Consider the following 21,454-nt stretch of genomic DNA (forward strand, 5'->3'; position numbering starts at 1 on the left):
AGCAAGCCCTACAAGATCGTGCCGTCCCGAATTTCTCCTCTCCAAATCAGCGCCTACACGGCGACTTCCGCCGTCGGCGTCGGCAAGGAAGTGCTGGCCGACGCGCTTGCGCATTCGCGCAGCGGGCTGCGCGCCAACGACTTCGGCGATGCGCCGCTGCCCACCTGGATCGGCCGCGTCGATGGCCTCGAAGAAATCCGCCTGCCCGAATCGCTTGCCCACTGGGACTGCCGCAACAACCGGCTCGCGTGGCTGGGCCTGCAGGCCGATGGCTTCCTCGAGGCGGTGGCTGCGGCACGCGAGAAGTACGGCGCATCGCGCGTCGCGCTGATCCTGGGCACCTCGACCGCCAGCATCGGCGAAACCGAACTGGCCTACACGCAGCTCGACGAACAGGGCATGTTCCCGCCCGACCAGCGCCGCGCCAGGGTGCACACGCCGCATTCGCTGGCCATGTTCACGCAGCAGCTGCTGGGCATCAGCGGCCCGAGCGAAACCATTTCCACCGCCTGCTCGTCGAGCGCCAAGGTGTTCGCCTCGGCCGAGCGGCTGATCCGGCTGGGCCTGGCCGATGCGGCCGTGGTCGGCGGTGCCGACACGCTGTGCGGCAGCGTGCTGTTCGGCTTCAACTCGCTCGAACTGGTGTCGAGCGAGCCGTGCCGGCCTTTCGACGCCTCCCGCAAGGGCATCAGCCTCGGCGAGGCCGCGGGCTTCGCGCTGGTCGAGCGCGTGCAGGCCGGCGCCGATGCCGCGCCGCTGCACCTGCTGGGCTATGGCGAGGCCAGCGACGCGCACCACATGTCGACGCCGCACCCCGAGGGCCTGGGCGCCGAACGCGCGCTCGACGAAGCGCTGGCGCGCGCCGGCCTGCCGCCCGAGGCGATCGACTACATCAACATGCACGGCACCGCGAGCCAGAAGAACGACGAAGTCGAGGGCGCGCTGGTGGCGCGCCGCTTCCCGGCGCGCACGCACGCCAGCTCGACCAAGGGCTTCATGGGCCACACGCTGGGCGCGGCGGGCATCGTCGAGGCCGTCATCAGCCTGCTGGCCATCGAGCGCGGCCTGATGCCGGGCACGGTCAACACCCGCACGCTGGACGAAGGCTTCGGCCCGCAGATCAGGCTCGAACCAGCGCACGGCGAGGTGCGCTATGCACTGTCCAATTCGTTCGGTTTCGGTGGCAACAACTGCTCCCTCGTTTTCGGCAAGGCGGAGGCAGCATGAGCACGAACCACGCACCCAAGCCCCCGACCCTCTACATCGAAGGCCCCGCCTTCTGGACGCCCACCCTCCCCGGCTGGGACGCCGCGCGCGCCGCCTTCCGCGGCGAAGGCGCACTGGCCGACCCGCCCGCGAAGCGCCCGTCGCCGCAGGTGCTGGCCCCGGCCGAGCGCCGCCGCGCGCCCGACACGGTGGCGCTGGCGCTCGAAGTGGCCGCCGCCGCCATGGCCGCTTCGGGCCGCAACGCAGCCGACGTGCCCTGCGTGTTCACGTCGGCGCACGGCGACCTGTCGATCAACGACTACATGTGCGGCACGCTGGCGAGCGATCCGAAGATGCTGTCGCCCACCAAGTTCCACAACTCGGTGCACAACGCGGCCGTGGGCTACTGGACCATCGGCACCGGCTGCATGGCGGCCAGCAACGCGATTTCGGCCTACGAGCACAGCTTTGCCTTGGGCCTGCTCGAAGCAGCGGTGCAGTGCGCCTGCGACCAGGAGCCGGTGCTGCTGGTGGGCTGCGACACGCCCACGGTGGGCGCACTGGCTTCGGTCACCGACAGCCGCGGCCTGCTCGCGGTGGCGCTGGTGATCGCCCACGAGCCGACGCAGCGCACCGTGGCGGCGCTCGACTGGTCGCTGGCCGGCGAGGGCGGCACGGCGCCCGCGGCCACGCCACCGAGCTCGGAGGCAGCGAAGTCGCTGGCCGAGATCAACCCCATGGCCCAGGCGCTGGCGCTGTTCGAATCGCTGGCGCACCTGGCGCATTCGGAAAACGGCGCGGGCACACCGGTTGACCTGCCGCTGTCCTCGTCCCTTTCGCTGCGGCTGCAGTTGCGGCCGCTCGAGCGGGGCTGAGCCCACGCCCGCTGGAGTCGGCGCTATGCTTTTCGCAGCATCGCCGGTTGACAGGGGTGTTCGAGGTTTACCCAACTTTACGGAGCGTTCAAGCCCGCTTGCTCCCTTTGGACGACCATGAAGCGCATGAGCACCCCCCAACTCCTGATGATCGAAGACGACGCCCGCCTGGCGCAGATGGTGGGCGAGTACCTGACGCAGTCGGGCTTCGCGTTCAACCATGCCGGCGACGGCGCGAGCGGACTCGAGCAGCTGCAGCAGCACGCGCCCGACCTCGTGATCCTCGACCTGATGCTGCCCGACACCGACGGGCTCGAAGTGTGCCGCCGCATCCGCGCGCTGCCCGCGCCGCTGTCGAAGGTGTCGGTGCTGATGCTGACGGCCAAGGGCGACCCGATGGACCGCATCATCGGCCTGGAGATCGGCGCCGACGACTACCTGCCCAAGCCCTTCGAGCCGCGCGAACTGCTCGCGCGCATCCGCGCCGTGCTGCGCCGCCGCAGCGAGAACGCCACCGAGGCCGAAGCCTCCACCGTGATGCGCTTCGGCACGCTGGAGATCGACCGCAACGCGCGCACCGTGTCGGTGGCCGGCGCGCTGGCCGACCTCACCTCCTACCAGTTCGACCTGCTGGTGGCGATGGCCGAACGCGCGGGCCGCGTGCTGACGCGCGACCAGATCATGGAAGCCGTGCGCGGCCGCGAACTCGAGGCCTTCGACCGCTCCATCGACGTGCACATGGGCCGCATCCGCGCAGCCATCGAGGTCGACGCGAAGAACCCGAAGCGCATCCTCACGGTGCGCGGCGTGGGCTACGTCTTTGCCAAGCAGCAAGACTGACCGGACCCCGGCCCGATGCTGCGCAACCTCTATTCCCGCCACCTCTACGTCCGCATCTGGCTCGCGGTGGTGGGTGGCGTCGTCATCCTCACGCTGATGGCCAACTGGATCGTGCGCGAAGCGGCGGAGGCCGAGCGCGAGCGCCTGGCGCCGGTGCCGCGCCACGTGGTGGTGCTCGACGCGCAGGACAAGCCCATCGGCGAAGGCACCGCGCTGCGCGTGCCGGGCCAGGGCCTGGAGTTCGACGTGACGCTGAGCGACGGCAAGGCGATCACGCTGCGCGTGGCGCCGCGCGAACGGTCCCCGGGCTCGGCCGCCTTCGCGCCATGGCGCACGCCGTTCGGGCTGGGATGGATGATCGCGCTGGTGGGCGTGGCGGTGGCACTGGGCGTGTATCCGATCGTGCGGCGCATCACGCAGCGGCTGGAATCGCTGCAGCGCGGCGTGCAGCGATGGGGCGAAGGCGATCTCTCGGTGCGCGTGACCGAAGAAGGGCAGGACGAAGTGACCGATCTCTCCAAACGATTCAACGCGTCGGCCGAACGCATCGAGCAGCTGGTGCGTTCGCACAAGTCGCTGCTGGCCAACGCCTCGCACGAGCTGCGTTCGCCGCTCACCCGCATCCGCATGGGGCTGGAGCTGATGGGCGACCACCCGAGCCCGAAGGCGCGCGAAGAGATCTCGCGCAACATCGGCGAGCTCGACCAGCTCATCGACGAAATCCTGCTGGCCAGTCGCCTCGACGCCAGCGAAGCCGACATGGGCACCATCGAGGCCGTGGACCTGACCGGCCTCGCGGCCGAGGAATGCTCGCAGGTGAACGCCGAACTCGATCTGGCCGCAGGCACCGACAACGCCACGCTGACCGTGCCGGGTGTGTCGCGCCTGCTGCGCCGCGCGATCCGCAACCTGCTGGAGAACGCCCGCCGCTACGGCGCCGGCGAAATCGCAGTGGAGCTGGGCAGCGCCAACGGCTACGCCACCGTGCGCGTCAACGACCGCGGCCCGGGCGTGCCCACGGCCCTGCGCGAACGCATCTTCGAGCCCTTCTACCGGCTGCCCGGCGCCAGCGAGCGCAACGGCGGCGTCGGCCTGGGGCTGGCGCTGGTCAAGTCGATCGCCGAACGGCACGGCGGCACCGTGCGCTGCGAAGACCGCCCGGGCGGCGGCGCGAGCTTCGTGATCCGCCTGCCGGTTGCCGCGCGCAGTCACTGACACATCCCCGTCCCGGCCCCGTTCGCGGGACGCCGCGGAACCGGCTTCGCCGGGCCGCAGGCGTCGCCCCCGGCGAGGGGGAAGGAGAAGCGACACGAAGTGCGCGAAGCCTGGGGGAGTACCAATCCTGTCCACCTAAAATCCCGGCCCTATGCAGAGATCGCACATCGTTCGGCCCGCGGCCATGTTCTGGGGGCTGGTGGTGTTCATGCCGGTCGGCGTCACCTACCTTTCGGCCCTCCTGCTGCTGCTCACCATGCTGGTGGCCGGCGGCCTGGACGAGCGCTATGCGCGGCTGCGCGCCAACCCGCTGTGGTGGCCGGTGATAGCCTACCTGGCCTGGACCCTCATCGTGCTGGCCATCGGGCAGCACTATCCCGAGACCGGTTCCAACCTGTTCCACGGCATACGCATCGGCCTCACCATGCTCATGGCGATGGCGCTCACGCGCGAAGAGGCCATCTGGGCGCTGCGCGGCTTTTTGCTGGTCGCCGCGCTGAACATCCTGCTGGTCGTCTTCTTCTACGCGGTCGGCGGCTTCAACATCTGGTCGCCGCTGCGCGCGGTGGTGATGGAAGTGGGCAACAAGTCGATCAGCAACGCACTGCTGTTCAGCGTGGTGGCGTCCACGGCCGCCGTGTGGGGCATCGCGCAGATCGCCGCGCACAGGCCGCTGCGTTCCATTCCCGCCTTCGTGCTGATGCTCGGACTGGGCCTGGTGGTGGCGCTGCCGCTGACCTCGCGCACCTCGGTGCTCGCGCTGCTGCTGGTGATTCCGGTGGTCTGCGTCCATCAGTGGCGCAACCATCTGAAGATGCTGGTGGGCGCGCTGGTGCTGGGGGCTGTGGTGCTCGGGGCGGCGCTCTATCAGGTGCCGCAGCTGCAGCACAAGGTCGAGACCGGCGTGCAGGAACTCGAGGAGGCGCAGGCCGGCGCGGTCTTCAAGGGCAGCTGGGTCATCCGCTACTACATGTACCGCGACACCGGCCTCATGATCGCCGATCGCCCGTTCACCGGCTGGGGCATCGGTGGCTGGACCGACCAGTGGCACAAGCGCGGCCCGGCGCTGCTCGCCGACTCGAACATGCCGCACAACGACTTCCTGTGGGCCGGCGCGCAAGGCGGCCTGCCTGCCCTGCTGAGCCTGCTCATCATCATGGTCGCCGCCGTCTGGCAGGCATGGAAGCGGCCCGACATCGCGGGCCGCTATGCGCTGGCCGCGACGCTGATCGCGCTGATCGCATCGAGCGTGAATTCGGCCATGCGCGACGCGCAGATCGGCCTGGCGCTGCTGTTCGTCTCGATGGTCTACCTGCGGCTCGCGCAGGAGAAGAACGACCCGGATCCGTGGCGCGGACTGCTGTCCTCGCGCTTGAAGAGCCTGGAAAACCTGGAAAAAGACCCCGCCCGCCCGGCTGCCTGAAGAGGCATCGGACAGCCGGGGCCGGATGGCTCAGCGGCCAGCGGCTCAGTGCCGCGACGACACCGTCTCGCCGGCCTTCAGCCGGTACACCGTGCCGCAATACGGGCACTTGGCCTCGCCGGTGCGCGCCACGTCGAGGTAGGCCTTCGGGTGGCTGTTCCAGAGCTTCATGTCGGCCTTGGGGCTGGGGCAGAACACGCCGCCTTGATGATTGAGCTCCTTGGCCAGGAGTTCGACGACTGCATTGGTGGACATGGGTTTTCTCAGACTTTCGTGAGCCAGTGGGCGTACTTGGGATTCTTGCCGTTCACGATGTCGAAGAAGGCAGACTGGATTTTCTCGGTGATCGGGCCACGGGCGCCGCCGTCGCCGCGGTTGCCGATCTCGACGCGGTCGAGTTCGCGGATAGGCGTGACTTCAGCGGCGGTGCCGGTGAAGAAGGCTTCGTCGGCGATGTAGACCTCGTCGCGCGTGATGCGCTTCTGCACCAACTCCAGGCCCAGGTCCTTGCACACGTGCAGGATGGTGTTGCGCGTGATGCCGTTGAGCGCGCCGGCCGACAGGTCGGGCGTGTAGATCACGCCGCCCTTGACCACGAAGATGTTCTCGCCCGCGCCTTCGGAGACGAAGCCGCTCGCGTCGAGCAGCAGCGCCTCGTCGTAGCCGTCGTCCAGCGCTTCCATGTTGGCGAGGATCGAGTTGGTGTAGTTGCTCACCGTCTTGGCCTGCGTCATCGTGATGTTGACGTGGTGGCGGGTGTAGCTCGAAGTCTTCACGCGGATGCCGCGCTTCATGCCTTCTTCACCGAGGTAGGCGCCCCACGACCAGGCCGCGACCATGGCGTGGATGCGATTGCCCTTGGGGCTCACGCCGAGCTTCTCGGAGCCGATCCAGATCAGCGGGCGCAGGTAGCAGCTTTCGAGCTTGTTCTCGCGCACCACCTGTTTCTGGGCCTCGTTCAGCTGTTCTTGCGTGAACGGGATCTTCATGCGCAGGATCTTGGCGCTGTTGAACAGGCGCTCGGTGTGCTCGGCCAGGCGGAAGATCGCGGTGCCCTCGGGCGTCTTGTAGGCGCGCACGCCCTCGAAGGCGCCGCAGCCGTAGTGCAGCGTGTGGCTCAGCACGTGGATCTTGGCGTCGCGCCAGTCCACGAGTTCGCCGTCCATCCAGATCTTGCCGTCACGGTCGTCCAGCGAGGGGGGGATCGAGCTCATTTCCTGATTCCTTTGGAAGCGGTGTTGGGAGCGAGGTGGGAAGTCGCAAAAGCTTTCGATTTTACGGCGGTGGGATTGGCGGGGTGCCCGACAATGCCCGGTTGTGCAAACCAGTGGAAAAAGGGTTTCCGTGTCCGTATTCAAGAACGTCATCGTCTATCGCATCGAACCTGCCTGGTCCCAAACGCTGGCCGAGGCAGAAGAAGGGCTCGACAAGCAGCGCTTCGTGCCTTGCGGTCCCTCGCAGGAAAAGTCCGCCGGCTGGGTCGAGCCCCGCGGCGAAGCCAATGGCCCGCTGGTCGAATCCATCGACGGCCAGTGGCTGGTCGAATACATGATCGAGAGCAAGCAGGTCCCCGGCTCGGTGGTGCGCCGCAAGCTCGACGAACGCTGCGCGCAGATCGAAGCCACCACCGGCCGCAAGCCCGGCAAGAAGGAAAAGAAGGAGCTCAAGGAAGACATCACCCTGGAGCTGCTGCCGATGGCCTTCACCCGCAGCGCCCGCGTGACGGTGTGGATCGACAAGGCCGAGAACCGCCTCGTGATCAACAGCGGCAACGCATCGCGCGCCGACGAAGTGGTCACCAGCCTCGTGAAGTCGCTCGACGGTTTCGCGGTGACCCTCATCAACACGCAGATCGAGCCCGCCGCCGCCATGGCCAACTGGCTGCTGACGCAGGAGCCGCCGGCCGGCTTCACCATCGACCGCGAATGCGAGCTCAAGGCCTCGGACGACTCCAAGGCCGTGGTGCGCTACGCCAAGCATCCGCTGGACATCGAGGAAGTGCAGAAGCACATCACGAACGGCAAGCGCCCGACGCGCCTGGCGCTCACCTGGGACGACCGCGTGTCGTTCGAGCTGACGCACGGCCTGCTGATCCGCAAGATCACCTTCCTCGAAGGCACGGGCGACGGCGCCGCGGGCGGCAAGAAGGAAGACAACTTCGACGCCGACGTGGCCATTGCCACGGGCGAACTGGGCCAGTTGGTGCCCGCGCTGCTCGATGCGCTCGGCGGCGAAGCGGCGTTCTCGGCGGCCGTACCGAACGAAGCGGCGAAGCCCGCCGCAGCAGCGGCCGCTCCCACAATGACGACCCCGGCCGACGCGCCCGAGGAAGAAGACGCGCCGTTCTGACGCGTCTTCCAACAGGCGTGGCTCAGGCCGCCGGCGGGCCTTCTTCTTCCGGGGTTTCGGGCCGCGTCATCGTCCAGCTCTGCAACTTGCCGCCATTGAACACGGCGTCGACGTACGAGCCGCCGCCGTCGGTCCAGCGGTAGTGCTCGGGCTGCTCGTCCTTGGGCGAGCGCAGCTCGCCGAGGGCGCGCGTCATCGCGATCACGTGCATCAGCGTGACCCCTGGCTTGAGCTTGGCATTGAGCATCACGGCACTTGCCACATAGCCCACCGGCCGCTCGGCGGCTCGCTTGAGCACCTGCATCGCGCGGTTGAAGTGCAACAGCAGGAACATCACGATCGCGCCACCGGCCAGGGCCACGCCGCCCCATCCGCCGCTGCGCCACGCCAGCCCGAGGAGAAGGACGGCGCCGACGGGCACCAGAAATTTCTTGAAATTCATGGCGCGCATTGTCGCCGCCCGCAGTAGCGACCATGGCTACCGCCGGGCGCGCCGGACGGTACTCACCCCGAAAAGCGCACAGCACGCGAGCGCCACGCGGCACATTTCGCCGCACGGGCATCAGCCCGGGCCACTGAAAAGCGTATGACCATTCCGCGTTCCGTCACTTTCGTTCGTCTCACCCTCGTCGCCGCGCTCGCGGGCACCGTACTCAGCGGCTGCTACGTGGTCCCGCTCGGACAACCCGCTCCCGCCGTACCGCCTTCACAGTCGTACGCCGTGGCACCGGGCCCGATCGCACAGACCTTCAACGCGCGGCTGTACCCGTCGAACGCCGAAGCCGCGCGCTACGGCGCCGTCGCCGGCACGGTCACGAACGACATGAACGGCCGCGGCCACTTCAACGCACAGATCGGCGGCGAACAGTTTCAGGGAGAGGCAACCCGGGTCGCAGGCTCGCGGGGCACCGGCGTGGCGAATGCCACCGGCAGCCGCGGCGGCAACCTGAGTTGCCAGTACACGATGAACTCGGCCACGTTGGGCAGCGGCCAATGCGTGCTCAACAGCGGGCCGGCGTTCACGATGCACATCGGGGGATAGGGAGGGTGGGCCCGGCGCGCCACGGTGCGCCGGGCCATTTTTTTCCGGACTTCCCGGTCACTGATCAATCAATCAATCGAGGCGGCGGACCACGTCCATCGCCTCTTCGATGCGGTCGACGGCGTGGATCGTCAGGCCTTCGATCTCTTTCGAGCCCTTGCGCGGTGCGTTGGCCTTGGGCACCACCGCCACGCTGAAACCCAGCTTGGCAGCCTCGCGCAGGCGCTCCTGCCCGCGTGGCGCCGGCCGCACCTCGCCCGCCAGGCCCACCTCACCGAACGCGATGAAGCCCTTGGGCAGCGGCTTGCCGCGCAGGCTCGACGTAATGGCCAGCATCACGGCCAGGTCGGCCGCGGGCTCGCTGATGCGCACGCCACCAACCGCGTTGACGAACACGTCCTGGTCCATGCAGGCCACGCCCGCATGGCGATGCAGCACGGCCAGCAGCATGGCAAGGCGGTCGCGGTCCAGGCCCACGGACAGGCGGCGCGGGCTCGGACCGCCGTTGTCGACCAGCGCCTGGATTTCCACCAGCATCGGCCGCGTGCCTTCGAGCGTCACCAGCACCACGCTGCCGGGCACCGGCTCGGCATGCTGGCTCAGGAAAATGGCGCTCGGATTGGTCACGCCCTTGAGGCCGCGCTCGGTCATGGCGAACACGCCGATCTCGTTGACCGCGCCGAAGCGATTCTTGATGGCGCGCACGAGGCGGAAGCTCGAATGCGTGTCGCCCTCGAAGTACAGCACCGTATCGACCATGTGTTCGAGCACGCGTGGGCCGGCCAGTGCGCCTTCCTTGGTGACGTGGCCCACCAGCACCACGGCCGTGCCGCTGGTCTTGGCGAAGCGCGTGAGATGCGCCGCGCATTCGCGCACCTGCGCGACGGAACCGGGGGCTGACGTGAGCTGGTCTGAATAGACAGTCTGGATCGAATCGATCACCGCGATGGCCGGACGCGTGGCGTCGAGCGTGGCGATGATCTTCTCGAGCTGGATCTCGGCCAGCACCTGCACCTGAGAGTGATCGAGCCCGAGCCGCTTGGATCGCAGCGCCACCTGCGCCCCGCTTTCTTCACCGGTGACATACAGCGCGTTCTGCCCCGCGCGCTGCAGCGCATCGACCGCCTGCAGCAGCAGCGTCGACTTGCCGATGCCCGGGTCGCCGCCGATCAGCGTGACGCCGCCCGAGACGATGCCGCCGCCCAGCACACGGTCGAGTTCGTCGAGACCTGTGGGCGTGCGCGCGACGTCGGTCGCTTCTATTTCCGACAGCGTGGCGAGTTCCGACGCGCCCGCGAGCGACGCGAACTGCGTGCCGAAGCGGTTGTTGGCCGGGCCGCTGCCCGCGCCCGCGACCTGCTCGATCAGTGTGTTCCAGGCGCCGCAGCTCGGGCATTTGCCGAGCCATTTGGGGCTGGTGCCGCCGCATTCACTGCAGACGAAAAGTGTTTTGTCCTTGGCCATGCGGCGAGTTTAGGTGTCCGCACAAACCCTGATGACTGCCAGCTAGCAAAGCTCTGGCGAATCATTTAACATGTTAAGTAATTTCAAAGAGAGACGCGTCTTGAGCACGACATTCACGCACCGCAATTTGCCGCGCCTGCTGCTGCAGGCCCGCGAAGCCGTGATGGCCCACACGCGGCCCAGCCTGCGCGAGCACGCGCTGTCCGACCAGCAATGGCGCGTGCTGCGCGTGCTGGGCGAGCACGGCGCGGTCGACACCGGCCGGGTGGCGCGCGAAGCTTTCATCCTCGGGCCCAGCCTCACCGGCGTGCTTGCGCGCATGGAGCGCGACAACCTCATCACCCGCGCGCGCGACCCGGCCGACCAGCGCCGCACCGTGGTCGAGGCCACGCCACACGGCATGAAGCTGGTGAAGCGGCTGGGCACCAGCATCGAGGCGCACTACGACTGGATGGAAAAGTCGCTCGGCAAGGCCAAGCTCGCGCAGCTCTACGGGCTGCTCGACGAACTCATCGCACTGGAGCAACCTTCATGAGCAGCGCCCCCCATTTCCTGCCCACCGGCACGGTGTACGGCACCTTGCTGAACTTTCGCGCCGAAGTGGTGGCGCTCGCGCCGCAGATGACGCAGCCGCCCTACAAGGCACCGCCGAAGGCGCCCGTGCTCTATGTGAAGACAGCCAACACCTGGAGCCCGCACGGCAGCGCCATCGCAGTGCCCGCGGCCGTGCCCGAGGTGGAAATCGGCGCCAGCATCGGCATGGTGATCGGCGCCGAGGGCGACATCGAAGGCTTCGTGCTGATGAACGACCTGTCGATCCCGCATGCGAGCTTCTTCCGCCCGCCGGTGAAGTTCAAGTGCGTCGACGGCTTCCTCGGCATCGGGCCGGTGCTGCGCGACGCACAGGAGGTGGCCGACCCCGCGAACTTCCTCGTCGAGGTGCGCATCAATGGCGAGCTGAAGCAGTCGATCGACTTCTCGCAGCTCGTACGCCCGGCGCAGCAACTGCTTGCCGATGTCGGCGAGTTCATGACGCTGGCGCACGGCGACGTGCTGATGCTCGGCTGCGATGCCGACCGTCCGCTGGCCCGCGCGGGCGATCGCATCGACATCTCCGCGCGGGGCTTCGAGACCCTGAGCAACACGCTGGTGAAGGAGGCCGCATGAAGCACGCACGCGTCATCTTCGAAGGCCGCGAGCATTCCGGCACGAGCCATGAGCTCAATGGGCAGCAAGACGCCGCCGTGCGCCTGGACGACGGCCGCATCGTGCCGCAGGAGCAGCTCGTCTGGCTGCCGCCGCTCGCGCCCACGGCACGGCCGCGCACCATCCTCGCGCTCGGCCTCAACTACGCCGACCACGCGAAGGAGCTCGAGTTCAAGGCACCCGAGGAACCGCTGGTGTTCCTCAAGGGCCAGAGCACGCTCATCGGCCACCGCCAACTCACGCACCGTCCGGCCGGCGTGCAGTTCATGCACTACGAATGCGAGCTCGCCATCGTGATCGGCAAGGCCGCGAAGCACGTGAAGCGCGATGACGCGTATGACTTCATCGGCGGCTACACGGTGGCCAACGACTACGCGATCCGCGACTACCTCGAGAACTGGTACCGCCCCAACCTGCGCGTGAAGAACCGCGACACCTGCACGCCGCTGGGCCCGTGGTTCGTCGACGCGGCCGACGTGCCCGACCCCATGGCTCTTGCATTGCGCACCACCGTCAACGGCACGGTCACGCAGCAAGGCAACACGCGCGACATGATCTTCGACGCGCCTTTCCTCATCGAGTACTTCAGCCGCTTCATGACGCTGTCGCCGGGCGACCTGATCCTCACGGGCACGCCCGACGGCGTGGTCGATTGCAAGCCGGGCGATGTGATCGTGACCGAGATCGAGCACATCGGCGCGCTGGTCAACACCATCGACGCGGCCTGAACCCTTTTCTTTTTCCTGTCACACATCAACAAGCGGAGACAAACGCAATGAACGCCGGAAAGAAAACGCTCGCCCTCGCTGCCGCCCTCGTGGCCGTGAGCGCCTCGATGTTCGCGCTCGACGCGCCTGCGCAGACTGCGGCCTTCCCCACCAAGCCCGTGCGCTGGGTGGTGGGCTACCCGGCCGGCGGCGGTACCGACTTTCTCGCGCGCACGGTCGGCGCGCAGGTATCGCAGCAGGTAGGCCAGCCGGTGCTCGTCGACAACAAGCCCGGAGCGGGCGCGATCATCGCGTCGGAGAACGTGGCGCGCGCACCGGGCGACGGCTACACCGTGTTCTCGGCCGACAACGGCGTGCTGGTCTACAACCCCGCGCTCTACAAGAAGCTCCCCTACGACGCCGAGAAAGACTTCGCGCTGGTCGGCATGATGGGCCGTTCGCCGCTCATCCTCACGGCCGCGCCCAATGCCGGCATCGCCGATGCCAAGGCATTGCTCACCGCGCTCAAGGCCTCGCCCGGCAAGTACAGCATCGCGACGCCGGGCACCGGCAGCCCGCACCACCTGGCGCTCGAGTTGTTCCAGCGCGAAGCCGGCGTGTCGATGCTGCACGTGCCCTACAAGGGCGGTGCGCCCGCGCTGCAGGACCTGATGGGCGGCCAGGTCGCGCTGATGATGCTCGACCTGCCCAGCGGCGTGAGCGCCGTCAAGGCCGGCAAGGTGGTGCCGCTGCTCGCCATGTCGGCCGAGCGCGTGCCGCAGCTTCCCAACATCCCCACCGCCAAGGAACTCGGCTTCGCCAACGTCGAGGCCTACACCTGGCAGGGCCTCGTCGCGCCCGCGGCCACGCCGAAGGAAGTGCAGGCGAAGCTGGGCGCCGAGCTCCAGAAGGCCATGGCCGATGGCGGCGTGCGCCAGAAGCTCTACGACGCGGGCTGGGAAGCCCGCCCCGCCGACGCCGCTGAAATGACGCGCTACACCGACGCCGAGCGCAAGAAATGGCATGCCTTGATCAAGGCGCGCGACATCAAACTCGATTGAACCGAACCGGACACTTCTTCATGCAACAGATCGACCATCTCATCGGCGGCAAGTCCGTCACGGGCAAGGACTACTTCGAAACGGTCAACCCGGCCACTCAGGAAGTGTTGGCCGAAGTCGCCTCGGGCGGCGAAACCGAAGTAAACGCCGCCGTGGCCGCCGCCAAGGAAGCCTTTCCCAAGTGGGCCGGCCTGCCCGCGCCCGAGCGCGCCAAGCTGATCCGCAAGCTCGGCGACCTGATCGCGAAGCACGTGCCCGAGATCGCGCAGACCGAGACCAACGACTGCGGCCAGGTGATCGCGCAGACCGGCAAGCAGCTGATTCCGCGCGCGGCCGACAACTTCTACTACTTCGCCGAGATGTGCACGCGCGTCGACGGCCACACCTACCCCACGCCCACGCACCTGAACTACACGCTGTTCCACCCGGTGGGCGTGTGTGCGCTCATCAGCCCGTGGAACGTGCCCTTCATGACCGCCACCTGGAAGGTCGCGCCCTGCCTGGCCTTCGGCAACACGGCGGTGCTGAAGATGAGCGAGCTGTCGCCGCTGACGGCCGCTCGCCTCGGTGAACTAGCGCTCGAAGCCGGCATTCCGCCCGGCGTGCTGAACCTCGTGCACGGCTACGGCAAGGAGGCCGGCGAGCCTTTGGTAGCGCACCCCGACGTGCGCGCCATTTCGTTCACCGGCTCCACCGCTACGGGCAACCGCATCGTGAAGAGCGCGGGCCTCAAGAAGTTCAGCATGGAACTCGGTGGCAAGAGCCCGTTCGTGATCTTCGAGGACGCCGACCTCGACCGCGCGCTCGACGCGGCCGTGTTCATGATCTTCAGCAACAACGGCGAACGCTGCACGGCGGGCTCGCGCATCCTGGTGCAGCAGTCGATCTACGCCGACTTCGCGGCGAAGTTTGCGGAACGCGCCAGGCGCATCACGGTCGGCGACCCGCTGGACGAGAAGACCATCGTCGGCCCGATGATCTCGCAGGCCCACCTGGCCAAGGTCCGCAGCTACATCGAGCTGGGACCGAAGGAAGGCGCGACGATGCTGTGCGGCGGGCTTGATGCGCCGTCGAACCTGCCGGACCGCGTCAAGAAGGGCAACTACGTGATGCCCACCGTGTTCGCCGATGTCGACAACCGCATGAAGATCGCGCAGGAAGAGATCTTCGGCCCCGTCGCCTGCCTGATTCCGTTCAAGGACGAGGCCGATGCCATCCGGCTGGCCAACGACATCCAGTACGGCCTGAGCAGCTACGTGTGGACCGAGAACATCGGCAAGGCCCACCGCGTGGCCGCCGCCGTCGAGGCCGGCATGTGCTTCGTCAACAGCCAGAACGTTCGCGACCTGCGCCAGCCCTTCGGCGGCACCAAGGCCTCGGGCACGGGGCGCGAAGGCGGCACCTGGAGCTACGAGGTGTTCTGCGAGCCGAAGAACGTGGCGGTGTCGCTGGGCTCGCACCACATTCCGCACTGGGGCGTGGCATGAGCACGCGGCGCCGCACGCTGCTGCAGGGCGCGGCCGCATTCGCGGCACTGCCCTCGCTCGTGCGCGCACAGGGCACGTGGCCCAACAAGCCGATCCGCGTGATCGTGCCCTTCCCGCCCGGCGGCACCACCGACTTCGTCGCGCGGCTGGTGGGCACGGAGCTGTCGAAGGCGCTGGGTCAGCCGGTCATCGTCGACAACAAGCCCGGCGCGGGCACGGTGATCGGCGTCGACGCCGCCGCCAAGGCCGCGCCCGACGGCTACACCTTCGTCTGCGTGGCCAACAGCTTCGCGGCCAATCAGACGCTGATCCGCAAGCTGCCCTACGACACGCAGAAAGACCTGCGCCCGGTCGCCCTGATGGGCATGTCGGAGCACGTGCTCGCCACGCACCCGAACAGCGGGCTGAAGACGCTCGCCGACCTGCGCAACCTGGCCAAGGCGAAGCCCGGCACGCTGAGCTTCGCCTCCTTCGGCAATGGCACCTCGGCCCACCTGTCGGGCGAGATGCTCAAGCTGCAGATGGGCCTGGACATCGTGCACGTGCCCTACAAGGGCCAGGGCCCCGCGCTGACCGACCTGCTCGGGGGCCAGGTGACGATGATGTTCGGCAACTGGCCCGAGTTCCGCAGCCATTTGCAGGGCGGCAAGCTGGTGGCGCTGGGCATGGCGACCGCGCAGCGCTCGCAGTACGCGCCAGCCATACCCACACTGGCCGAACAGGGCGTGCCCATCGAGTCCAATTCGTGGAACGGCCTGCTGGCGCCCGCCGGCACACCCGACGCCGTGGTGCAACGCATGAACGCCGAGGTGAACCGCTCGCTCGCCGGGCCGGTGGTGACGGAGGCCTTCCACAAGGGCGGCATCGCGTCGCTGTCGGGCACGCCGGAGCGCTTTGCAACATTCATCCAGAGCGAGATCGCGAAGTACGGCGATGTGATCCGCAAGGCCGGCATCCAGACCGAGGGCTGAACCATGAGCCTCTATGCAATGCAGAAATTCCTGTTCGCGCTCAACCGCGAGCAGGAAGTGCAGCGGCGCTACGCCGAAGGCGGCGCAACGCGCGCGGCCCTGCTGGGCGCCTACGACTTCACGGACGAAGAGCGCGAGGCCATCGACACCGGCGACATCGGCAAGCTCTACGTACTCGGTTGCAACGGCCAGTTGCTGATGCACTTCGCGCCCCTGCTCGGCATTCCGTGGGCCGATTACCTCGAAGCCATGCGCGAAGGCGTGCGCAAGTACGGCCCGGTGCGCGCGGGCATCTATGCAATGACAACCGGCACCGACGAGAAAGTGGCAGGCGTATGAGTCTCGTATTTGCAGGCGTGTGCAGCCACGCCCCCGGCATCACCGGCCGCGCCCATCTGGCGGACCCGGCCGTGAAAGACGAGTTCCATGCGCAGTTCCATCGCTTCGGCGAGGCCATGCGCGCGACGAAACCCGACGCAGTGATCGTGATCGCCGCCGAGCACTTCGCGAACTTCTTCATGAACAACATGCCGGCCTATGCCATCGGCATGGCCGACAGCTACGAAGGCCCCATCGAAGACCCGAAGTGGCTGGGCATCGAGAAGCACACCATTCCCGGCGACGCAGCACTGTCGCAGCGCCTCATCCGCGAGGTGATGCAGACGGTGGACGTGGCCTATGCGGAGGAATGGAAGTTCGACCACGGCATCATGGTGCCGCTGAACTTCCTCACGCCGAACTTCGACACCAAGGTCATCCCCGTGAACATCAACTGCCAGGGCCCGCCGCTCACGCCGCTGCACCGCGCCTGGGCTTTCGGCGAAGCATTGCGCCGCGCCTGCGACAAGGCGCCCGAGCGCATCGCGCTGGTGGGCACCGGCGGCATCTCGCACTGGCCGGCCACGCCCGACTCGGGCAAGGTCAATGCCGCGTGGGACGCCGAATTCATGAAGCGCTGGTGCGCCAACGACCGCGAGGGCATGCTCTCGCTGGACGACTATGGCGACGAAGCCACCTACCGCGAAGCGGGCCAGGGCGGCTTCGAGATCCGCACCTTCATCAGCGTGGCCGCGGCCGCGCGCGGCAAGGGCGAGATCTTCCATATGAAGGCGATTCCGATCTTCGCGGTAACGTGCACGGCCGCGACGATGTCGGTGGAATGAACGGAGAACAGCAATGCCCCATCTGGTGATCCTCTACACGCCGAACATCGAAGCCGAGACCGACATGTCGGCCCTGTGCCGCACGCTGGCCGACACCATGCTGGAGCAGCGCGACGAGGCCGGCAAGCCGGTGTTCCCCATTGGCGGCACGCGCGTGCTGGCCTACCCTGCGGCGCACCACGCGGTGGCCGACGGCAAGGCAGACTACGCCTTCGTTTACCTCAACCTGCGCATGGCCGCGGGCCGCTCCGAGGCGGTGAAGAAGAAGGCCGGCGACGATCTGCTGGCCGCCGTGCGCGCGCACTTCGCGCCGATCTTCGAGCAACGCCACATCGGCATCACGCTGCAGATCGACGAAAGCCCGGGTCAGGTGTATGACGGCAAGCACAGCAACCTGCATCCCCTGTTCAACAAGAACTGAACGAAGCCACATGCTCTCCAAAGCCACCATCGCCCAACTGGCCGCCGAGCTGCACGAAAGCGAGAAGTCGCGCGTGCAGGTCGAGCACTTCTCCAAGCGCTTTCCCGAGATGACCGTGGAAGACGGCTACGCCATCTCGCGCGAATGGGTGAAGACCAAGATCGCCGAAGGCCGCACCGTGAAGGGCCACAAGATCGGCCTGACCTCGCGCGCCATGCAGCAGTCCAGCCAGATCGACGAGCCCGATTACGGCACGCTGCTCGACGACATGTTCTTCGAGCAGGGCGGCGACATCCCGTTCAAGCGCTTCATCGCGCCGCGTATCGAGGTGGAGTTGGCCTTCGTCCTCGGCAAGAAGCTGCAGGGCCCGAACGTGACCATGTTCGACGTGCTGGCCGCCACCGACTACGTGGTGCCCGCCATCGAGATCATCGACGCGCGCATCGAGCAGTTCGACCGCCACACCAAGGCGCCGCGCAAGGTGTTCGACACCATCGCCGACAACGCAGCCAATGCCGGCATCGTGATGGGCGGCCGGCCGGTGAAGCCCGACGCGGTCGACCTGCGCTGGGTGAGCGCGCTGCTCTACAAGAACGGTGTGATCGAGGAATCGGGCGTGGCCGCGGCCGTGCTCAACCACCCGGCGACCGGTGTGGCGTGGCTCGCGAACAAGCTCGCGCCGTGGGACGAATGCCTCGAAGCCGGCGAAGTGGTGCTGGGCGGTTCGTTCACGCGGCCCACCACCGCAGTTCCCGGTGACACCTTCCACGCGGACTACGGCCCGCTCGGCTCCATCTCCTTCCGACTTGTATGAAGCTCGCCCCCAGGCTTCGCGCACTTCGTGTCGCTTCGCCAACCCCCTACCGGGGGCAACACCTGCGGCCCGGCAAAGCCGGTTCCGCGGTGTTCCACGAATGAAGACATCACCCTTCCACCTCCTGGACTAAACATGCACACCCCCATCAACACCTTCAAGCAGGCCCTGCAGGCCGGCAAGCCCCAGATCGGCCTGTGGGTCGGCCTGGCCGACGGCTACGCGGCCGAGATCCTGGCCGGCACCGGCTACGACTGGCTGCTGGTCGACGGCGAGCACGCGCCCAACGACGTGCGCTCGGTGCTCGCGCAGCTGCAGGGCATTTCGAGCGCATGGTCGGCGCAGCCCGAGTCGGAGCGCTCGCACCCCGTCGTGCGCATTCCGGTCGGCGACACCACGCTGATCAAGCAGCACCTCGACATCGGCGCGCAGACGCTGCTGGTGCCGATGGTCGACACGGCCGAGCAGGCGGCGCGGCTGGTGCAGGGCATGCGCTATCCGCCCGAAGGCATCCGCGGCATGGGCAGTGCGCTGGCGCGCGCCTCGCGCTGGCAGGCCTACCCCGACTACCTGCACGAAGCCAACGCACAGACCTGCCTGCTGGTGCAGGCCGAGACGGTCGAGGCAATGAAGAACCTCGACGCCATCGCAGCCACGCCGGGCGTGGACGGCGTGTTCATCGGCCCGGCCGACCTGTCGGCCTCGATGGGCTTCGTGGGCCAGCCCAACCACCCCGAGGTGCAGGCCGTGATCGCCGACGCGATTGCGCGCATCCGCAAGGCCGGCAAGGCGCCGGGCATCCTGTCGACCACCGAGGAGCAGGCGCGCAAGTGGCTCGCGGCCGGCGCGCTGTTCGTGGCAGTGGGCGTGGACACCATCGTGCTGGCGGCGGCGGCGAAGCAGCTGCTGGCCAGGTACAAGGCCGCGCCCGGCACCGCCTCGCCCAACGGCTACTGATTTTCTTCACACCGGAGCACGCTCGATGCAACGCATGACTTTGGCGGCCATCGCCACAGCAGCCACCCTCTTCCTCGCCGCCTGCGCGCCCATGGGCGCCGGCAAGCAAGGCGCGACCGTCCAGCAGGAAGCCAACCGCCAGGCGGTGCTCGCCTTCTACGAAAAAGGCCTGAACCAGAAGGACGCCGACGCAGCGCTGCAGTACGTGGGCAGCCGCTACGTGCAGCACAACCCCACGGCGGCCGACGGCCCCGAGGGTTTCCGCAAGTTCATCGCGTTCCTGCGCGAGAAGTTTCCGAACTCGCACAGCGACATCAAGCGCAGCTTCGTCGACGGCGACTACGTGATCCTGCACGTCAACGCGGTGCGCGAGCCGGGCACGCGCGGCAGCGCCATCGTCGACATCTTCAAGCTGGAGAACGGGAAGATCGTCGAGCACTGGGACGTGGTGCAGCCCGTGCCCGAGACGGCCGCCAACAAGAACGGAATGTTCTGACCCCATGACCGCGCCCGCCGACCCACCCAAGCGCTTTCGCTCCGCCACCATCCGCGAGGGCACGATCCGTGCAACCACGCGCAGCTTCCTGCATGCGCTGGGACAGGACGACGAGGACATCGCGCGCCCGCACATCGGCGTGTTCCATACGGGCGGCGAGATGAGCCCGTGCAACCTCAACCTGCGCGAGCAGGCGCAGCACGCCAAGACCGGCATCTACGCGGGCGGCGGCACGCCGCACGAATGCCCGGTGGTGTCGATCAGCGACGGGCTGACGATGGCGCATTCGGGCATGCGCTTCTCGCTGATCTCGCGCGAGCTGATCGCCGACAGCGTGGAAGCCTCCACGCGCGGCCACCAGTGGGACGGCATCTTCGCCATCGGCGCGTGCGACAAGAACCTGCCGGGGCTGATGATGGGCATGGTCCGCTGCAACGTGCCCAGCGTGTTCGTGCATGGCGGCTCCGCGCTGCCTGGCCAGATGCCGGGGCCGGACGGTCGCGACCTGAACGTGGTCGACACCTACGAGACCATCGGCAAGGTGCTGGCCGGCACCGCCACGCACGACGAACTCGACGCCATGAGCCGCGCCTGCCTGCCCACGGCCGGCGCCTGCGCGGGGCAGTTCACGGCCAACACGATGGGTATGGTGTCCGAGGCGCTGGGCCTCGCGCCCATCGGCTCGAGCATGGTGCCGGCCGTGTTCAGCGAACGCGCACCGCTGATGCGACGTGCTGCGAAGCAACTCATGAAGGCGGTGATGGGCGACAGCCCGCTGCCGCGCGACATCGTCACGCGCAAGGCGTTGGAAAACGCCTGCGCCGTGGTGTCGGCCACGGGCGGTTCGACCAATGCCGCGCTGCACCTGCCGGCGATCGCGCACGAGGCCGGCATCAAGTTCCACCTCGACGACGTGGCCGAGGTCTTCGCGCGCACGCCGCTCATCGCCGACCTGCGTCCCGGCGGCCAGTACCTTGCGCGCGACGTGTTCTACATCGGCGGCGCGGGCGTGATCCTGCGCACGCTGCTGGAGCAGGGCTTCCTGCATGGCGATGCGCTCACCTTCACCGGTCGCACGATGGCCGAGGAGTTGGCCGGCGCCCTTGCGCCTGATGGCCGCGTGGTGCGCGAGGCCGGCAACCCGATCACGCGCGACGGCGGCCTCGCGGTGCTCAAGGGCAACCTCTGCCCGGACGGCGCGCTGCTCAAGACGGCGGGACTCCAGGGGCTGGTGTTTCGCGGGCCGGCGCGCGTCTTCAACTCGGAGGAAGAAGCGCAGACCGCCGTGCAGAACCGCTTGTACGAACCCGGCGACGTGATCGTGATCCGCAACGAGGGGCCCAAGGGCAGCCCCGGCATGCGCGAGATGCTGGGCATCACCGCCCTGCTCTACGGCCAGGGCATGGGCGACAAGGTCGCGCTGCTGACCGACGGGCGCTTCTCGGGCGCCACGCGCGGCCTGTGCATCGGCTATGCGGGGCCCGAGGCGGCCGACGGCGGACCGATTGCGGCGCTGCGCGACGGCGACGTGATCGCCATCGACGCGCGGGCCGAGGCACGCTCGATTTCGGTCGATCTCACGGCCGAGGAAATCGCCGCGCGGCTCGCCCGACGTGAGGTAAACGCGGGGGCGGCCCGCGGGGGCTTGCTGGAAAAATACGCGCTCACCGTGCGCCCTGCCCACCAGGGCGCCGTGACCCACTCGGGCGCGGTCACCTGGCTGCGCGACGAGTCCTGACAGATCCTCAACAACCATC

The 21,454-nt window shown here is 67.9% G+C and carries 24 protein-coding genes; 20 read left to right on the forward strand and 4 right to left on the reverse strand.

The window, feature by feature from the left end; all coding sequences use genetic code 11:
- The first annotated feature begins 18 nt into the window (after nt 1-18).
- The 5 genes from ASD05_RS04155 (at nt 19) to ASD05_RS04175 (ending at nt 5,559) form a co-directional block, all read left to right on the forward strand.
- Nucleotides 19-1,227 carry a beta-ketoacyl-[acyl-carrier-protein] synthase family protein gene (locus tag ASD05_RS04155; RefSeq protein WP_200955384.1) on the forward strand — a complete coding sequence of 403 codons (1,209 nt, stop codon included), beginning with the start codon at nt 19-21 and terminating at the stop codon, nt 1,225-1,227.
- A complete protein-coding gene (locus tag ASD05_RS04160) occupies nt 1,224-2,081 on the forward strand; it encodes a beta-ketoacyl synthase chain length factor (protein ID WP_056588087.1) in 858 nt (285 codons plus the stop codon). Before ASD05_RS04155 ends, ASD05_RS04160 begins: the two co-directional genes overlap by 4 nt.
- Nucleotides 2,082-2,198: 117 nt before the next feature.
- Complete coding sequence (locus ASD05_RS04165) at nt 2,199-2,921, forward strand: response regulator transcription factor (RefSeq protein WP_007838761.1); 723 nt, start codon at nt 2,199-2,201, stop codon at nt 2,919-2,921.
- 15 nt (nt 2,922-2,936) lie between these two features.
- Nucleotides 2,937-4,136, forward strand: coding sequence for an ATP-binding protein (locus ASD05_RS04170; RefSeq protein WP_056588090.1), 1,200 nt, complete (start codon nt 2,937-2,939; stop codon nt 4,134-4,136).
- Nucleotides 4,137-4,287: 151 nt separating this feature from the next.
- On the forward strand, nt 4,288-5,559 hold the full coding sequence (locus tag ASD05_RS04175; RefSeq protein WP_056588093.1) for an O-antigen ligase family protein: 1,272 nt from the start codon (nt 4,288-4,290) through the stop codon (nt 5,557-5,559).
- A 45-nt stretch (nt 5,560-5,604) separates the two neighbouring features.
- On the opposite strand, the gene ASD05_RS04180 is transcribed toward ASD05_RS04175, so the two are convergent.
- Both ASD05_RS04180 and ASD05_RS04185 read right to left on the reverse strand, forming a co-directional pair.
- Entirely contained in the window at nt 5,605-5,814 is a 210-nt protein-coding gene (locus tag ASD05_RS04180; protein ID WP_056588095.1) for a zinc-finger domain-containing protein, read from the reverse strand.
- Nucleotides 5,815-5,822: 8 nt separating this feature from the next.
- Entirely contained in the window at nt 5,823-6,773 is a 951-nt protein-coding gene (locus tag ASD05_RS04185; protein ID WP_056588099.1) for a branched-chain amino acid transaminase, read from the reverse strand.
- Between the two features lie 130 nt (nt 6,774-6,903).
- Between ASD05_RS04185 and ASD05_RS04190 the strand changes: the two genes are divergently transcribed.
- Nucleotides 6,904-7,908, forward strand: a complete 1,005-nt coding sequence (locus ASD05_RS04190) for a recombination-associated protein RdgC (protein WP_056588102.1) — start codon at nt 6,904-6,906, stop codon at nt 7,906-7,908.
- Nucleotides 7,909-7,930: 22 nt separating this feature from the next.
- On the opposite strand, the gene ASD05_RS04195 is transcribed toward ASD05_RS04190, so the two are convergent.
- Entirely contained in the window at nt 7,931-8,359 is a 429-nt protein-coding gene (locus tag ASD05_RS04195) for a hypothetical protein (RefSeq protein WP_056588105.1), read from the reverse strand.
- Nucleotides 8,360-8,494: 135 nt separating this feature from the next.
- Here ASD05_RS04195 and ASD05_RS04200 point away from each other — a divergent pair, with 135 nt between their 5' ends.
- Nucleotides 8,495-8,950 carry a hypothetical protein gene (locus ASD05_RS04200; RefSeq protein WP_056588108.1) on the forward strand — a complete coding sequence of 152 codons (456 nt, stop codon included), beginning with the start codon at nt 8,495-8,497 and terminating at the stop codon, nt 8,948-8,950.
- Between the two features lie 72 nt (nt 8,951-9,022).
- Here the strand turns inward: ASD05_RS04200 and radA are convergent, their stop codons facing one another.
- Entirely contained in the window at nt 9,023-10,414 is a 1,392-nt protein-coding gene (gene radA, locus ASD05_RS04205) for a DNA repair protein RadA (protein ID WP_056588112.1), read from the reverse strand.
- 100 nt (nt 10,415-10,514) lie between these two features.
- Between radA and hpaR the strand changes: the two genes are divergently transcribed.
- The 13 genes from hpaR (at nt 10,515) to ilvD (ending at nt 21,435) form a co-directional block, all read left to right on the forward strand.
- Complete coding sequence (gene hpaR, locus ASD05_RS04210) at nt 10,515-10,949, forward strand: homoprotocatechuate degradation operon regulator HpaR (protein WP_007836792.1); 435 nt, start codon at nt 10,515-10,517, stop codon at nt 10,947-10,949.
- Complete coding sequence (locus ASD05_RS04215) at nt 10,946-11,581, forward strand: fumarylacetoacetate hydrolase family protein (protein WP_056588115.1); 636 nt, start codon at nt 10,946-10,948, stop codon at nt 11,579-11,581. The genes hpaR and ASD05_RS04215 overlap by 4 nt, the downstream gene beginning before the upstream one ends.
- Entirely contained in the window at nt 11,578-12,348 is a 771-nt protein-coding gene (locus ASD05_RS04220; RefSeq protein ID WP_056588118.1) for a fumarylacetoacetate hydrolase family protein, read from the forward strand. Before ASD05_RS04215 ends, ASD05_RS04220 begins: the two co-directional genes overlap by 4 nt.
- A 47-nt stretch (nt 12,349-12,395) precedes the next feature.
- A complete protein-coding gene (locus tag ASD05_RS04225) occupies nt 12,396-13,388 on the forward strand; it encodes a Bug family tripartite tricarboxylate transporter substrate binding protein (protein WP_056588121.1) in 993 nt (330 codons plus the stop codon).
- Nucleotides 13,389-13,408: 20 nt separating this feature from the next.
- Nucleotides 13,409-14,875 carry a 5-carboxymethyl-2-hydroxymuconate semialdehyde dehydrogenase gene (hpaE, locus tag ASD05_RS04230; RefSeq protein ID WP_056588124.1) on the forward strand — a complete coding sequence of 489 codons (1,467 nt, stop codon included), beginning with the start codon at nt 13,409-13,411 and terminating at the stop codon, nt 14,873-14,875.
- Nucleotides 14,872-15,846 (forward strand): tripartite tricarboxylate transporter substrate binding protein, encoded by a 975-nt coding sequence (locus ASD05_RS04235; RefSeq protein ID WP_056588129.1) that lies wholly within the window; start codon nt 14,872-14,874, stop codon nt 15,844-15,846. Before hpaE ends, ASD05_RS04235 begins: the two co-directional genes overlap by 4 nt.
- Before the next feature lie 3 nt (nt 15,847-15,849).
- Nucleotides 15,850-16,185 carry an aromatic ring-opening dioxygenase LigA gene (locus ASD05_RS04240; protein WP_056588131.1) on the forward strand — a complete coding sequence of 112 codons (336 nt, stop codon included), beginning with the start codon at nt 15,850-15,852 and terminating at the stop codon, nt 16,183-16,185.
- Nucleotides 16,182-17,009 carry an extradiol ring-cleavage dioxygenase gene (locus tag ASD05_RS04245; RefSeq protein ID WP_056588134.1) on the forward strand — a complete coding sequence of 276 codons (828 nt, stop codon included), beginning with the start codon at nt 16,182-16,184 and terminating at the stop codon, nt 17,007-17,009. Before ASD05_RS04240 ends, ASD05_RS04245 begins: the two co-directional genes overlap by 4 nt.
- Nucleotides 17,010-17,022: 13 nt before the next feature.
- Complete coding sequence (locus tag ASD05_RS04250) at nt 17,023-17,430, forward strand: 5-carboxymethyl-2-hydroxymuconate Delta-isomerase (protein ID WP_056588137.1); 408 nt, start codon at nt 17,023-17,025, stop codon at nt 17,428-17,430.
- Between the two features lie 10 nt (nt 17,431-17,440).
- Entirely contained in the window at nt 17,441-18,244 is an 804-nt protein-coding gene (gene hpaH / locus ASD05_RS04255; RefSeq protein WP_056588140.1) for a 2-oxo-hept-4-ene-1,7-dioate hydratase, read from the forward strand.
- 135 nt (nt 18,245-18,379) lie between these two features.
- Nucleotides 18,380-19,201: a 4-hydroxy-2-oxoheptanedioate aldolase gene (hpaI, locus tag ASD05_RS04260; protein WP_056588142.1), complete on the forward strand. Its 822-nt coding sequence runs from the start codon at nt 18,380-18,382 to the stop codon at nt 19,199-19,201.
- A gap of 25 nt (nt 19,202-19,226) precedes the next feature.
- Entirely contained in the window at nt 19,227-19,697 is a 471-nt protein-coding gene (locus ASD05_RS04265) for an ester cyclase (protein WP_056588144.1), read from the forward strand.
- Nucleotides 19,698-19,701: 4 nt separating this feature from the next.
- Nucleotides 19,702-21,435, forward strand: coding sequence for a dihydroxy-acid dehydratase (ilvD, locus tag ASD05_RS04270; RefSeq protein WP_056588147.1), 1,734 nt, complete (start codon nt 19,702-19,704; stop codon nt 21,433-21,435).
- Nucleotides 21,436-21,454 lie beyond the last annotated feature (19 nt).

The organism is Variovorax sp. Root434 (genome assembly GCF_001426595.1).
Classification (GTDB): Bacteria; Pseudomonadota; Gammaproteobacteria; order Burkholderiales; family Burkholderiaceae_C; genus Variovorax.

Excerpts from the sequence above, each read along its gene's own strand:
- ASD05_RS04160 (WP_056588087.1), top strand. The coding sequence starts at position 1,224 with ATGAGCACGAACCACGCACCCAAGCCCCCGACCCTCTACATCGAAGGC.
- ASD05_RS04165 (WP_007838761.1), top strand. The coding sequence starts at position 2,199 with ATGAAGCGCATGAGCACCCCCCAACTCCTGATGATCGAAGACGACGCC.
- ASD05_RS04170 (WP_056588090.1), top strand. The coding sequence starts at position 2,937 with ATGCTGCGCAACCTCTATTCCCGCCACCTCTACGTCCGCATCTGGCTC.
- ASD05_RS04175 (WP_056588093.1), top strand. The coding sequence starts at position 4,288 with ATGCAGAGATCGCACATCGTTCGGCCCGCGGCCATGTTCTGGGGGCTG.
- ASD05_RS04180 (WP_056588095.1), bottom strand. The coding sequence starts at position 5,814 with ATGTCCACCAATGCAGTCGTCGAACTCCTGGCCAAGGAGCTCAATCAT.
- ASD05_RS04185 (WP_056588099.1), bottom strand. The coding sequence starts at position 6,773 with ATGAGCTCGATCCCCCCCTCGCTGGACGACCGTGACGGCAAGATCTGG.
- ASD05_RS04195 (WP_056588105.1), bottom strand. The coding sequence starts at position 8,359 with ATGCGCGCCATGAATTTCAAGAAATTTCTGGTGCCCGTCGGCGCCGTC.
- ASD05_RS04200 (WP_056588108.1), top strand. The coding sequence starts at position 8,495 with ATGACCATTCCGCGTTCCGTCACTTTCGTTCGTCTCACCCTCGTCGCC.
- radA (WP_056588112.1), bottom strand. The coding sequence starts at position 10,414 with ATGGCCAAGGACAAAACACTTTTCGTCTGCAGTGAATGCGGCGGCACC.
- ASD05_RS04215 (WP_056588115.1), top strand. The coding sequence starts at position 10,946 with ATGAGCAGCGCCCCCCATTTCCTGCCCACCGGCACGGTGTACGGCACC.
- ASD05_RS04220 (WP_056588118.1), top strand. The coding sequence starts at position 11,578 with ATGAAGCACGCACGCGTCATCTTCGAAGGCCGCGAGCATTCCGGCACG.
- ASD05_RS04225 (WP_056588121.1), top strand. The coding sequence starts at position 12,396 with ATGAACGCCGGAAAGAAAACGCTCGCCCTCGCTGCCGCCCTCGTGGCC.
- hpaE (WP_056588124.1), top strand. The coding sequence starts at position 13,409 with ATGCAACAGATCGACCATCTCATCGGCGGCAAGTCCGTCACGGGCAAG.
- ASD05_RS04235 (WP_056588129.1), top strand. The coding sequence starts at position 14,872 with ATGAGCACGCGGCGCCGCACGCTGCTGCAGGGCGCGGCCGCATTCGCG.
- ASD05_RS04240 (WP_056588131.1), top strand. The coding sequence starts at position 15,850 with ATGAGCCTCTATGCAATGCAGAAATTCCTGTTCGCGCTCAACCGCGAG.
- ASD05_RS04245 (WP_056588134.1), top strand. The coding sequence starts at position 16,182 with ATGAGTCTCGTATTTGCAGGCGTGTGCAGCCACGCCCCCGGCATCACC.
- ASD05_RS04250 (WP_056588137.1), top strand. The coding sequence starts at position 17,023 with ATGCCCCATCTGGTGATCCTCTACACGCCGAACATCGAAGCCGAGACC.
- hpaH (WP_056588140.1), top strand. The coding sequence starts at position 17,441 with ATGCTCTCCAAAGCCACCATCGCCCAACTGGCCGCCGAGCTGCACGAA.
- hpaI (WP_056588142.1), top strand. The coding sequence starts at position 18,380 with ATGCACACCCCCATCAACACCTTCAAGCAGGCCCTGCAGGCCGGCAAG.
- ASD05_RS04265 (WP_056588144.1), top strand. The coding sequence starts at position 19,227 with ATGCAACGCATGACTTTGGCGGCCATCGCCACAGCAGCCACCCTCTTC.
- ilvD (WP_056588147.1), top strand. The coding sequence starts at position 19,702 with ATGACCGCGCCCGCCGACCCACCCAAGCGCTTTCGCTCCGCCACCATC.